The organism is Veillonella atypica KON (assembly GCF_002959915.1).
GTDB classification, from domain to species: Bacteria; Bacillota; Negativicutes; order Veillonellales; family Veillonellaceae; genus Veillonella; species Veillonella atypica.
Map to the genome: position 1 here is coordinate 39,525 of NZ_PPDE01000002.1, position 13,787 is coordinate 53,311.

The 13,787-nt window shown below is 41.8% G+C and carries 9 protein-coding genes, 2 tRNA genes and 2 rRNA genes; 9 read left to right on the forward strand and 4 right to left on the reverse strand.

The genetic code is table 11. From position 1 onward, the window contains the following. Window positions 1-2: 2 nt before the first annotated feature. The gene (locus tag VAHSUH02_RS00910) at window positions 3-1,412 is read left to right on the forward strand and encodes an MATE family efflux transporter (protein WP_038148867.1); all 1,410 of its coding nucleotides are present in this window, start codon (window positions 3-5) and stop codon (window positions 1,410-1,412) included. Window positions 1,413-1,685: 273 nt separating this feature from the next. On the opposite strand, the gene VAHSUH02_RS00915 is transcribed toward VAHSUH02_RS00910, so the two are convergent. After that, complete coding sequence (locus VAHSUH02_RS00915) at window positions 1,686-2,393, reverse strand: glutamine amidotransferase (RefSeq protein WP_005383652.1); 708 nt, start codon at window positions 2,391-2,393, stop codon at window positions 1,686-1,688. Window positions 2,394-2,670: 277 nt separating this feature from the next. Between VAHSUH02_RS00915 and VAHSUH02_RS00920 the strand changes: the two genes are divergently transcribed. From VAHSUH02_RS00920 to VAHSUH02_RS00930, 3 genes are all read left to right on the forward strand, one after another. Continuing rightward, window positions 2,671-3,690: an OmpA family protein gene (locus VAHSUH02_RS00920; protein ID WP_038148864.1), complete on the forward strand. Its 1,020-nt coding sequence runs from the start codon at window positions 2,671-2,673 to the stop codon at window positions 3,688-3,690. 206 nt (window positions 3,691-3,896) lie between these two features. Beyond that, on the forward strand, window positions 3,897-5,018 hold the full coding sequence (locus VAHSUH02_RS00925; RefSeq protein ID WP_005383650.1) for an AI-2E family transporter: 1,122 nt from the start codon (window positions 3,897-3,899) through the stop codon (window positions 5,016-5,018). A gap of 68 nt (window positions 5,019-5,086) precedes the next feature. Beyond that, on the forward strand, window positions 5,087-5,746 hold the full coding sequence (locus tag VAHSUH02_RS00930; protein WP_005377261.1) for a PepSY domain-containing protein: 660 nt from the start codon (window positions 5,087-5,089) through the stop codon (window positions 5,744-5,746). A 66-nt stretch (window positions 5,747-5,812) separates the two neighbouring features. Here VAHSUH02_RS00930 and VAHSUH02_RS00935 read toward each other — a convergent pair whose 3' ends face one another. Both VAHSUH02_RS00935 and sstT read right to left on the reverse strand, forming a co-directional pair. After that, window positions 5,813-7,330 (reverse strand): dihydrolipoyl dehydrogenase family protein, encoded by a 1,518-nt coding sequence (locus VAHSUH02_RS00935; RefSeq protein ID WP_005383649.1) that lies wholly within the window; start codon window positions 7,328-7,330, stop codon window positions 5,813-5,815. Window positions 7,331-7,513: 183 nt separating this feature from the next. Further along, window positions 7,514-8,734: a serine/threonine transporter SstT gene (gene sstT / locus VAHSUH02_RS00945; protein ID WP_005383648.1), complete on the reverse strand. Its 1,221-nt coding sequence runs from the start codon at window positions 8,732-8,734 to the stop codon at window positions 7,514-7,516. A gap of 284 nt (window positions 8,735-9,018) precedes the next feature. Between sstT and VAHSUH02_RS00950 the strand changes: the two genes are divergently transcribed. After that, window positions 9,019-9,756, forward strand: coding sequence for a ubiquinone/menaquinone biosynthesis methyltransferase (locus tag VAHSUH02_RS00950; RefSeq protein ID WP_038148862.1), 738 nt, complete (start codon window positions 9,019-9,021; stop codon window positions 9,754-9,756). Between the two features lie 158 nt (window positions 9,757-9,914). Here VAHSUH02_RS00950 and VAHSUH02_RS00955 read toward each other — a convergent pair whose 3' ends face one another. Beyond that, the gene (locus VAHSUH02_RS00955) at window positions 9,915-10,646 is read right to left on the reverse strand and encodes an SIMPL domain-containing protein (protein WP_005383646.1); all 732 of its coding nucleotides are present in this window, start codon (window positions 10,644-10,646) and stop codon (window positions 9,915-9,917) included. Between the two features lie 657 nt (window positions 10,647-11,303). Here VAHSUH02_RS00955 and VAHSUH02_RS00960 point away from each other — a divergent pair. The 4 genes from VAHSUH02_RS00960 to VAHSUH02_RS00975 form a co-directional block, all read left to right on the forward strand. After that, window positions 11,304-12,866 (forward strand): 16S ribosomal RNA (locus VAHSUH02_RS00960). Between the two features lie 112 nt (window positions 12,867-12,978). Then, a tRNA-Ile gene (locus tag VAHSUH02_RS00965) sits at window positions 12,979-13,055 on the forward strand. Between the two features lie 127 nt (window positions 13,056-13,182). Further along, window positions 13,183-13,258: transfer RNA gene (locus tag VAHSUH02_RS00970), tRNA-Ala, on the forward strand. 370 nt (window positions 13,259-13,628) lie between these two features. Further along, a 23S ribosomal RNA gene (locus VAHSUH02_RS00975) occupies window positions 13,629-13,787 on the forward strand; the annotation flags it as partial.

Genomic DNA, 13,787 nt, shown 5'->3' on the forward strand with positions numbered 1-13,787 from the left:
TTATGTTAACATCATTACAACGCTGGTTCTCAGTAGATACCATATTACCGATGAAGGATCGACTGGGGCCGGTAGATACTACAAAAAACTTATATAATAAATACTTAAAAATTGCTTGGCCTGCGACCTTGCAAGGACTCATGATGCAGTTGATGACTGCCATTGATTTGGCTATGGTAGGCTCCTTGGGTGCCTCTGCACTGGCTTCTGTAGGTATCATGGGACAACCAGAAATGGTTATGCTCGTCATTTGCCGGGCCTTATCGATTGCAGTCACCGCAATTATTGCCCGCCGTCATGGTGAAGGTGATGTCGATGGCATGAATGCAGTGCTCAAGCAATCCATACTACTGAACTTTTTAATTTATATTCCATTGCTCGCCATATGCTTATTTAATTTAGAGCATATTTTGCGATTTACCGGCGCAGAGGACGGGTATATTGAAACGGCTGTTTGGTATGGTCGGTTCATTGTCATGAGCCTTGTGTTCCAGTCCTTTAGCCAAATCGTAGGAGGTGCCCTCATCGGATATGGCAATACAAAGGTTATCTTTAAATCCAATGTGGTGGGGAATATCTTAAATACGATTATGAATTTTTTCTTAATTTATGGTATTGCCTTTTTCCCAGAATTTGGTGTCATGGGGGCCGGTATTTCGACGCTCATCAGTAGTGCCGTTATCGCAGCATTGCTATTGCGGGCTATTTCGCAACATACCAAGACTGGTCTAACCTTATTGCATCCGTCAAAATGGCGCTTTGAGCGTTCCGTACTTCATACGATATTCCACGTAGGAGGTAGCTCTTTAGGGGAGCAGTTCTTTGAACGTTTTGGTATGTATACATATACCATGATTGTGGCATCCCTTGGTGCCGTACCGTTGGCTGCACATTATGTGTGTATGAACTTGATGGATATATTCTATTACTTCGCCATGGGCCTTGGCTTTGCCGGTGCTTCTCATACGGGGCAAAACTTAGGACATAAACGGCCGGATTTAGCGAAGGCTTTTGGTCGTATCGGTGCTCGCATGGGTTTATTTGTGGGGGGCGTTAGCGGTCTCATTTTTATTAGTGCCGGTCATTTGTTGGTACAAGCCTATACACGTGAAAGCGAGGTTGTCACATTAGCTACGGCATTGATGGGCATTATGGCTATCGCTGCCTTTCCTCAAGCACTACAACAGGTCTTTGCAGGCGTGTTGAAAGGTGCAGGTGATACCTTCTATATCATGAAGTATTCATTAATTAGTGTTGCTGTTATTCGTCCAATCATTACCTATGTACTATGTATTACATTGGGCCTTGGGCTATATGGGGCATGGATTTCTCTATGCTTAGATCAATCGTTACGGCTTGTTTGCGCCTACATACGTTTTATAGGTGGTTCATGGCAGCATAAGGTGGTATAGGTATATTGAAACTTTTAAAATAGTTTATGAAAGTTTTATGAAAAACTTCTTGCCTAGTAATTAAGAATGGTATACAATACAGATGTGGAATAAATGACACGTTGGGGAACGTGTTGTTTGTAAAAATCATCAATTTCACGTATATATGTAAGGGATATATATATGAATATAAAGAGGCATCGGCCAGTAATGGTCGATGCCTCTTTTATATACGTGCGCACATGACTAAGTCCCCAGATAAACAGGGGGCTTGTAGTATGTTTATGAGATTAATTATAGATTATTACATTCTAGCCATGCGGCCATAGCTTTTTTGCCTGCTGTTGGTAGGGACTCGGAGAATACTCGTGCATCTTTGCGGATTCTAGGAATATCAATGCCCGCATTACATAACTCTGCACAGTGGCCCACAAGCCAGCTTTCAATAACGGTCGGATCTGCCTCTAGGTGAAATTGCAATCCTAAAATATGATTGCCAATCGAAAAGGCTTGGTTAGGACAGAGGTCTGTTTCAGCAAGGCGAACGGCGCCTTCTGGAATGTCAAATTCATCGCCATGCCAGTGTAGAACAGGCGTATTGCCTAAGAGGGCTAGTGGTGTATGTTGCCCTTCAGCAGTAAAACGCAATGGTCCAAAGCCGATTTCCTTCTTACCATGGCTCATAGGGCCCACATGGCCGCCCATGATGCGGGAAATAAGTTGCGCCCCAAGACAGATGCCGAGTAATGGTTTTTTACTATCGATGCGGTCCTTAATAAACTTGATTTCATCGTTCAAAAAAGGATAAATTTCTTCGTCGTATGCGCCAATAGGGGCCCCACAGACGATGACAAGATCTGCCTTAGTTGCATCGTACTGATTAAAGTCAGCAAGGGGGGCCTCAATATATTCTAAGGTAAAGCCGCGTTCTATTAATAAAGGTTCTAAAATACCGGCGTTTTCAAAGTGGATATGACGTACTACATAGGCTGTTTTACTCATGGTTCCTCCTTATAACTACGTACAACTATTCTATTGCTAGTATATCATATTCTATAGAATTTTATGTGAGCTTTCACACAAAGTAACGTAAGTGGGAAGAGTCATGTTTGCTTTTATACAATTATATTGAATAATATCGTTGACATGACCGAAAATTTGTATATATTCATAAGGCTTTCATTAGGATATTGATTTTTTTCGAAGAATTGTATACAATAGAATTATCGTTAAAAAAGCCCTTATGTGTGTAAGGGTGATTAATGGAGGGAATAATACAATGAATAAAAAATTAATAGCATTATTGGCTGTAGCTACAATGGGTATTTCTGTTGTAGGTGCTACACCACAAACGCAATTTACAAAAGGTGAAACTCAAGTTGATCTTGGCGCTGCAAGCGTTGAAACTAAAGCAGACGGTTTTAAAGCTGCTCATAAATGGAATTTCGATGGCAATATCACTCACGCATTGCGCGACAAAACTGCTATCCAATACGGTTACCATGGTTTGAACTCTAAACATGTTGATTCCAACATGCAAGAAGTAAACTTGATTCAAACATTGAGCAAAAACTTTGCATTGTATGGTGGTTTTGGTCGCATTCATAGCGATGCTATCAAACATACAAACAATATCGCTCAAGTTGGTATTATCGGTAAAGCTGCTTTAGGTTCTAAAGTAGACGTATACGGCAAAGCTGGTATCGGTACAAAAGAAACTACAACTTGGGAAGCAGGTTTAGGTTACAAAGCAACTGATGATCTTGATATCAATGCTGGTTACCGTTATGTAAATACAAAAGCAACTGATAAGCACAACGTATCCTTCCAAGGTCCTGTAGTTGGTTTATCCTACCGTTTCGGTGGCGCTGAAAAAGCTGAACCTATCGCTGTAACTCCAGCACCAGCTCCAGCTCCTGTAGTTGAACACACTGCAGCACCTGTACAAAAACCAGCTAAAGCTGATTACTATGTACAATCCATCTACTTCGATTCTGACCAAGACGTTCCTCGTGCAGACCAAGGTGCTAACTTACAAGCTGCATTGAACGCTGCTAACCAATATAAAAACGACCAAGTAAAATTGTTGGGCAATGCTGATACTGATGCTAACCCTCAATACAACATTGGCTTGTCCGAACGCCGTGTACAAGATGTTGCACAATACTTGGTAAATAATGGTGTAGATGCTAACCGTTTGATCGGTATCGCTAATGGTGATGCAAAACCTGTTGCTACTAATGCAACTGCAAACGGCAAAGCTGAAAACCGTCGTGTAGACGTTTTCATTCACCGCTAATTTGAGCGTTTTCAATTTAATCTAAGCCCATACAAGTCCATCTTTTCGTCTCTCTATATATTTTGAGTGCGATAAGATGGACTTTTGTGTTATACTAAATCTATTAGAAATACTACTGTACATATGTAATCTGATCGTTGTCATATAGCTTTCATTTACATTGTGTACAATACTTACCATGTGTTTAGTAAAAGTGAGTTATTAGTATGGAAAAATTTAAATATTATAAGGAGCTTATCGGTGCGATTATCCTTGCAGGTCTCATGATATTGGTGGCCTTGCGCATTAGCGATATAGCATCGGGTATCGATGCATTGATAACGGCCTTTGTACCGCTTATCGTAGGTGCCTGCATGGCCTTTGTCCTCGATATTCTCGTCGTCCGCTATGAACGTTGGTTATGGCCGCGTATCAAATCGGGGTGGCGGTATAAGATTCGTCGTCCCTTGAGTATTATCCTATCCTTTGTGACGATTAGTCTCATTGTGTACTTTATTGCCCGTATGGCTGTACCACAGTTAGTGCATTCCATTACACTTATCGTGTCCGCAGCACCGCAGCTATATCTAGACTTTCAACAATGGATTTATCATTTAAGTAATACCGTTCCATTGGCCTCGAACCCTACGGTATTAAATACCTTGAATGGTGAAAGTATAGTTAACTATACGCGTGAATGGGGGACCAAGGGTGGCACCTATGTGGTGAATACGATGGGCACGATTCTTTCGTGGACCGTAAATATTGCATTAGGTCTTATCTTTGCCATTTACATGCTACTCGATAAGGAACGCCTCATGTCACAAGGTAAGCGTATTTTGAAAGCCTATGCATCTGATACGTGGGTGAATCGTGTAACCTATGTGGCCAAGGTTGCTGTTCAAACATTTAGTAGTTTCTTTGTAGGACAGTTTATCGATGCCTTGATTTTAGGTATCATGGTGGGCGTTACATTATGGATTTGTAATATTTCCTATGCTACGACCATTGCCTGTGTTATTGGTCTCACTGGTTTAATTCCATTAGTGGGTATATATGTAGGCGGCTTGATGGGGGCAGTTATATTGCTTACCATTAGCCCTATGGATGCGTTGATTTACGTCATTATTCTAGAAGTTTTACATCAAATTGAAAGCAATGTGATCTACCCAAAAATCGTAGGTAATTCTGTAGGGTTACCTGGGTTATGGGTCTTTGCCGCTGTTATCATAGGCGGTAGTTTAATGGGTGTTACAGGCATGATTATAGGCGTGCCATTAGTAGCCACTTGCTATAAATTACTGATGACTGACGTTGAAGAACGTTTAGCTTCTAATGAAGGCTTATAGCATTTATTAGCTGTAATATAAATAAAAATACAAGTTTGTAGAATCCGATTACTATTGGGAGGATTATAATGAATAAAAAATTACTATCTTTGGTTATGACTGGCGTGTTGGCCGTTGGTGTTTTTTCCGTAGCCACACCGTATGAAGCACAAGCGCGTAAGACTAAACCAGAAACAAGCACAGATATTACAATTAAACGTGCACCTGGTCAATCTGTGGTTATGACAATGAGCGAAATTGGTACGATTTTCCAAAATCGTTTCCCTAATGCAGCATTGCACTCTGTAGAATTGAATTCCAATGATTTGGCCTATGCTTACAAAGTAACTGGATATAGTAAATATCACGAATACAAAATGAAGATTGATATCATCACTGGTAATCAATCCGATATGAGCGAAGGTGGCAAACCTAAACGCGTTATTGGCGAAATCTTCAACAAAGATAAAGTTATCGAACCATCTCAAGCAGAAGCAGCTGCTAAAGCGCAATTAGGTGCAGATGCTGTTATGAAGGGCTGGAAGGTTGAAGCTCACAATGGTAAAGTTAATTACTATGTAACGATGCATCAAAATGGTAAGAAAACAGTAGTGACTGTTGATGGTAATACAGGTGCTTACATTGAACAAAGTAAAGCAACAAAATTACCTCCAGAACCAGATCAAGGTTTTGACAAACGCCGTACGAACCTCGTATGGGGCCATGATATCGTTATGGATAAAAAATAATATAAAAAATAGGGAGTCAATATCTAATGATGTTGACTCCCTATTTCATTTGTTAGGTACAATCGATTACCAACGGTTTTCGTAGTACGCTTGTGTCCACATAATAACCTCGACAAGAGATGGATGTGGGCTCATTGTTTCACCTACGGTGATTACGGATTTAGGATCCATGTTGCGCATAATACCTTTTTTACGCAATCGTTTTGTGCGCTCTGATGCGATTTCTTCATTGATGGCTGTCAATGGGGTTACACCACTGTTCATAAGGTTAACGTATGGTTGGAATAGGATAGAGGCTTGTGGTCCGATTACGTGAATACCAAGGATATGGTTTGTATCTTTGTCGACCACGATTTTTACAAAGCCGTCGTTTACATCACCAGGATCAATGCCCATAGCATAGCCTTTGGCAGTAGAGGAATAGAAGTTTTTGCCTACGCCTACATTGTAACCAGCCTTAATTGCTTCTGCTTCGGTAAGACCTACGCTACCGATTTCAGGATAGGAGAAGGTAACTTTTGGCAACACGTCGTAGCGGGCCCAACGGAAATCTGCTTCATTTTTGGCAAAGTAAAGATTATGTGCAATGATATCCGCTTCGTAGTTTGCGCGATGACGGAATGCAGGTTCGCCGTTCACATCGCCTAACGCATAGATGCCGTCCACAGATGTTTCAAGAAACTCGTTTGTTTTAATCCAGCCCTTTGGCCATGTTTCAATACCTGTATTTTCAAGGTGTAACTCTTCGGTAGCAGGGCGGATGCCAGCGGCTACAAGAATTTCTTCCACCTTAGTTTCTGTGATTTCACCTGTTGTACGATCTTTTGTAACGACGACTTTTAAGCCATCTTCTTGACGGATTTCAACAGTGTCTTGGTTTAAGATTACATTAATACCACGAGCTCGGTAGTTTTGAAGAAGATGTTCGGACATCTCTTCGTCTTCTTTAGGTACAAGGCGCACATTATGTTGAATGATGGTAACTTCAGTACCAGCTGCATCAAATACGTGACCAAATTCTACGCCGATAGGGCCTGCACCGAGTACTGCAAGCGATTTGTACGGTTGTTTCGGGAACTTATCGCCAAATAAACTTTCACTAGAAAGGAAGCCTGCCTCTTTTAGACCAGGTACATTTGGAATATTACTGTAACCACCAGTACCTAGAATAATAGTTGGAGCTGTGATTTCTACGATGCCAGATCCATCGTTAAGGTGGATGTTCATCACCTTATCGGACACAAAGCTTGCAGCACCGCGATATACATCTACGTTGTCATACGCGTTATAGTAATCATAGATGCCTGCAGACTTGTCAATCATATGCCATGTACGTTTAGCTACAGTGTCCCAATCCATTGTTGCATCGCCAACATTGACGCCGATTTTGCCGAACTCTTTTACCTCTTGTACAGCATTCGCAGCTGTAACCATAACCTTCGTAGGAATACAACCACGAGTTAGGCATGTGCCACCGAATTTACCTTTTTCTATGATGGCCACCTTTTGGCCGTTTTTTATAGCAGCGTCAGCAACGATGGTTGCACCACCTGTACCCACTACAATAATATCGTATTGTTTCATGTTGATTCCTTTCTATATATATCTAGTAATAGTTATTATTATTAAATATATTATACCCTATTATATTGAAAATAATCAATATAGAAAATATATTGTTTTTGTTATTAGTGAAAGTTGGCGCAAGGGTAAACTTTCACAAAAAGAAAAGACGACCTCATGGATCGTCTTGTTCTATATGATGGTTTAATCCCAGTTTTCGTGATAGCCACGTTTTGCATAATCTGCAGTAGCAGTGAAGAGAATATCTGTACTAGAATTGAGTGCTGTTTCTGTGGAGTCTTGTAATACCCCGATGATGAAACCAACGCCTACTACTTGCATAGCCACATCGTTGGAGATACCGAATAGGGAACATGCCAACGGAATGAGAAGCAAGGAGCCGCCTGCTACGCCAGAAGCGCCGCAAGCGCCGATAGTAGCGATAACGGATAGAAGGATAGCTGTAGGTACATCCACGATGATGCCCAATGTATGAGCAGCAGCTAATGTCATAACAGTAATTGTGATTGCAGCACCACCCATGTTGATAGTCGCACCCAATGGAATGGATACGGAATACATATCAGGGTTAAGTTTCAAACGTTTAGCCAAGTCAAGGTTAACAGGAATGTTGGCTGCGGAGCTACGTGTAAAGAACGCATAGATAGCAGATTCGCGCAAACATTTGAACACCAATGGATATGGGTTTCGGCGTAAGTAGATGAAGGATAAAAGTGGATTGATTACCAAGGCAACAAAAATCATGGAGCCTAAGAGTAATACGAGAAGTTGGAAGTAGCTGATAAGTGCTTCGATACCATTTGTTGCGATGGAATCAGCCACAAGACCCATGATACCAAGAGGTGCGAAGCGAATGATCCAACCTACTACAGTCGTAATTGCTTGAGAGATGGATTCCATTACTTCTTTTGTATTCATAGGTGCATGACGTAGAGCACCACCGATGATAAGAGCCCAGCCTAAAATGCCGATGTAGTTAGCGGACATTAATGCTTTTACAGGGTTATCAACGATATTCTTGAGTAAAGTTTTCATGACTTCCGCAATGCCTTGTGGAGGCGCTGCATCAGCGGCACTAGCTGCTAGATGTAATGTGGTTGGGAAGAACCAGCTCACGAGTACGGCAAGTGCAGCAGAAAGGAATGTACCTAATAGATAGAGCGTAATTACGGAGCCCATACCTGTTTTTTGTCCGGAGCGATGTTTACTAATCGCCGTGATGACTAAGAAGAATACAAGGATTGGTGCAATACCTTTGAGGGCACCAACAAATAATACCCCTAATAGCGATAATTCGTTTGCAATATCAGGGACATAGAGAGCCGTCAAAATACCGATAATCATACCGATGATGATTTGTTGGATGAGGCTGACTCTATTAATGGATTTCATAAATCGATTCATAATAGACTCCAATACTTAATTAGACTACATAAAACAATGAATTCTGTCGTTTATCGAAGAGAAATAATAAATCCTCATAGAAAAGACATATGTCATTATATAACGAACATTGTTATAATTCAATAGATAAATACTAATTATATGATGCGTTTTTTCTATGTGAACATTTTGTAATTCTTTGTATATATAGTATATATATTAGAATTCTTCTAAGTTCTAGAATGTCATCGTTGGTTATGGTATACTGTCAACATGTGATATTCTTGATTATGAAAGTGGGTACCATGAATACTAAAGAATTTAACACGTATGAAGACAAAGAACAATTTGTGCAAGGTGTATTTTCTAATATTGCCAAACATTATGATTTGATGAATACATTGCTCAGCTTTGGGCAAGACTATTTCTGGCGTAAGTTCGCCGTTAAAGAAATGAATATTGGACCTTATCAACATGTGCTGGACGTAGCTTGTGGTACTTGTGTATTTACGAAAGAAGCATTGCGCCAAGAGCCGACTTTGACAGTAGAAGCATTAGACTTTAATGCAGAAATGTTAGAGCAAGGTCGTGAGCGTATAGCTCAAGCGGATTTGTTAGACCAAGTGAATTTAGTTCAAGGTGATGCGATGGCCTTGCCTTATGCGGACAATACGTTTGATGCGGCTATGAGTGGCTTTGCAATGCGTAATGTACCTGATATTAAACAAGTCCTATCCGAAATGCAACGCGTTGTAAAACCAGGCGGCAAGGTGGTAGTCTTGGAATTGGCTAAGCCAAGTGCATTTGGGTTTAAGCAATTATATAATTTCTACTTCTCCTATATATTACCTATTATAGGCAAATTAAGTAAGGATAATTCTTCCTATGCCTGGTTGCCTGAATCCTTGCGTCGCTATCCTCATCAAAGCGAAATCTTAGAAATCTGGAAATCTCTAGGCTATGAAAATGCTACCTATACTGAATTAACTGGTGGCATTGTGGCGGTTCACGAAGGTGTTGTGCCAGAATCCACTACAAAATAATACAAAAATAAAGACCGTATAACATAGTTAGTATCGTATGTTATACGGTCTTTTGTTATGTTTGTTGTTTGAAAGTAATTGATTATAGACCATAGTCGATTATGTTGCTAAAACGTAATGGACATAGCATGTAACTAACAATCTATAAACAATAGTTGTTATTGTAGATAGTATACAATATCTGCATCTTGAGATACGATTAACGATCCTTTTTCAACAGGTGTAGAAGTGCTAAGATTTGCAGCAAGCACTTTGGCACTGCGATAATAGCCTTGGTCGAATGTACTTGTTTCTGTATTGCTAATGTTTACAGTTTTTACAGGACCTAAGGTGCGGCCTAGAGCGGCAGCAATTACCTCAGCCTTGTGTTGACCGTTTTGGATGGCTTCTGTAGTCAAAGAATCGGATAGCTGTTGAGATGTGTCGTTTTGGAATGAAAGGCTGTTTATGTCATTTGCACCAGCATTGACAGCTGCGTCTACGACCTTACCTACACTATCCAAGTTATTGATTTTAACTGTTACAAGGTTAGATACTCTGTATCCTGTATTAACGCGTTTGCCTTCTTGGTAATCATTAGTAGGATTGATTGAAATATTGGACGTGTAAATGTCTTTTTTTGCAACATTTAAATTTGAAAGTCTGCTAATAAGGTCGCTCATGATGCGATCATTATTTGACTTAGCGGCGTTGATATTTGTGTTTTCACTTGTAATGCCTAGTGTGAGTATTGCATAGGTAGGCGCCACAGAGCGGGAAGCCTGACCAGTGACATGGATTTCAGATGTATCAAATGATCCTTGTGGTGCTGCAAAGCTTGCTGTAGCCACAGAAGCACAAATAGCGGCCAAAGCAACTGTTTTGGTGAATAAGCGTTTTGAGAATTTCATATATCTCTCCTTATATAGTATTAAAAGAACGGGGGGATACCCCTGAAATATGACATGTATGTCTTTGTAAGTATAGTATAAATAGAAGGTACAGAGAGCACATTCATTGAAACATAACATGTATATCATCGTAAGTTAAGTATATTGTACAAAATAGATTGCGTAAAATCAATATATTTTATTGAAAAATGAGTCAAAAGTGAAGTTTTGTAAAAATGAGAATTAGGGGTTGCGTAGGTATGTGGTTTGTACTATAATAACCATACAGTCGTTGAGGCGACTGTTTCTTAATGAGGAAACACTAGATACAATCTAGATTCTTTGTTAGTTGTTTTGGAATTTTATGTAAATCCCTCACATAGAGGTAATTACAAAATTCTAAAAAAGATTATAAAAAGTGCTTGACACTGAATAGTCAACATGTTATTATAATCTAGTCGCCAGTTGGTAAAACACTTCAAGCGAAAGTGCTTCGGAGCTAGATGATATCTGGTCTAACTGGTACAGATCTTTGAAAACTGAACAATGATAGGTAATCAATCATATGATTGAACATATGCCAGAGTGCGGGTTTTGACATAGTCAAAACCAACCATAATTCAAAGTTACATACATGTAACGACAACAAATAATGAGCTATTCAAATAGCTTCAAGATATCTTGGAGAGTTTGATCCTGGCTCAGGACGAACGCTGGCGGCGTGCTTAACACATGCAAGTCGAACGAAGAGCGATGGAAGCTTGCTTCTATCAATCTTAGTGGCGAACGGGTGAGTAACGCGTAATCAACCTGCCCTTCAGAGGGGGACAACAGTTGGAAACGACTGCTAATACCGCATACGATCCAATCTCGGCATCGAGACTGGATGAAAGGTGGCCTCTATTTATAAGCTATCACTGAAGGAGGGGATTGCGTCTGATTAGCTAGTTGGAGGGGTAACGGCCCACCAAGGCGATGATCAGTAGCCGGTCTGAGAGGATGAACGGCCACATTGGGACTGAGACACGGCCCAGACTCCTACGGGAGGCAGCAGTGGGGAATCTTCCGCAATGGACGAAAGTCTGACGGAGCAACGCCGCGTGAGTGATGACGGCCTTCGGGTTGTAAAGCTCTGTTAATCGGGACGAATGGTTCTTGTGCGAATAGTGCGAGGATTTGACGGTACCGGAATAGAAAGCCACGGCTAACTACGTGCCAGCAGCCGCGGTAATACGTAGGTGGCAAGCGTTGTCCGGAATTATTGGGCGTAAAGCGCGCGCAGGCGGATCAGTTAGTCTGTCTTAAAAGTTCGGGGCTTAACCCCGTGATGGGATGGAAACTGCTGATCTAGAGTATCGGAGAGGAAAGTGGAATTCCTAGTGTAGCGGTGAAATGCGTAGATATTAGGAAGAACACCAGTGGCGAAGGCGACTTTCTGGACGAAAACTGACGCTGAGGCGCGAAAGCCAGGGGAGCGAACGGGATTAGATACCCCGGTAGTCCTGGCCGTAAACGATGGGTACTAGGTGTAGGAGGTATCGACCCCTTCTGTGCCGGAGTTAACGCAATAAGTACCCCGCCTGGGGAGTACGACCGCAAGGTTGAAACTCAAAGGAATTGACGGGGGCCCGCACAAGCGGTGGAGTATGTGGTTTAATTCGACGCAACGCGAAGAACCTTACCAGGTCTTGACATTGATGGACAGAACCAGAGATGGTTCCTCTTCTTCGGAAGCCAGAAAACAGGTGGTGCACGGTTGTCGTCAGCTCGTGTCGTGAGATGTTGGGTTAAGTCCCGCAACGAGCGCAACCCCTATCTTATGTTGCCAGCACTTCGGGTGGGAACTCATGAGAGACTGCCGCAGACAATGCGGAGGAAGGCGGGGATGACGTCAAATCATCATGCCCCTTATGACCTGGGCTACACACGTACTACAATGGGAGTTAATAGACGGAAGCGAAACCGCGAGGTGGAGCAAACCCGAGAAACACTCTCTCAGTTCGGATCGTAGGCTGCAACTCGCCTACGTGAAGTCGGAATCGCTAGTAATCGCAGGTCAGCATACTGCGGTGAATACGTTCCCGGGCCTTGTACACACCGCCCGTCACACCACGAAAGTCGGAAGTGCCCAAAGCCGGTGGGGTAACCTTCGGGAGCCAGCCGTCTAAGGTAAAGTCGATGATTGGGGTGAAGTCGTAACAAGGTAGCCGTATCGGAAGGTGCGGCTGGATCACCTCCTTTCTAGGGAGACATACACCGAGCCAAGAGCTTGGATGTCACTTAGGTCGACACTTTGGCACCTAACATTGTTCGGTTTTGAGAGATCTGTAAAGACTCTCAATTCTACAGATATGGGCCTATAGCTCAGCTGGTTAGAGCGCACGCCTGATAAGCGTGAGGTCGGTGGTTCGAGTCCACCTAGGCCCACCAGTTGGCTCATATTACTTGAAATACACATTGTGTAGAGTACAGACAAAAGAGCTAAACATAGGTATAACTTTAAAAAGATAACGGATTCTTCGGAATGGATTATCGAGACTAAAGCGTAACCACTCATGGGGGCGTAGCTCAGTTGGGAGAGCACCTGCCTTGCAAGCAGGGGGTCAGGAGTTCGAATCTCCTCGTCTCCACCATTTAGTATTTGACATCTATGATGTTAAGTGCTAAACTACATAAGCTGATTTATACATCAGCAGATTTGTTCTTTGAAAACTGCATAGAAGATAATTATTATATATTTGTAAGGTCATCTCTTAGAATTTCTAAGTAGGTTGACCCGAGCACATAGGAAATAATTCTCTGACTTATTGGTGACGTACATGAAAATGTACGGCTACAAAAAACGACAATGTATCTAATGCATGTCTAAAAATCAAATTGATTTTCGTCAGAATTTGATGAATATCGAGGCGTACCAATGAAGCGAAATCGCCGCGTATTTGTATACGCAAGATGAGCTGAATGCAGTACAACGAAGATAGTCGCAAATTATGGCGCAAAATAAGTAAAGATTTTAAGGGCGTACGGCGGATGCCTTGGCGATATCAGCCGAAGAAGGACGCGGTAAGCTGCGATAAGCTACGGAGAGGTGCAAGCAACCTTTGACCCGTAGATTTCCGAATGGGGGAACCCGGCAGTGGTTATGCACTGTCACCCATACCT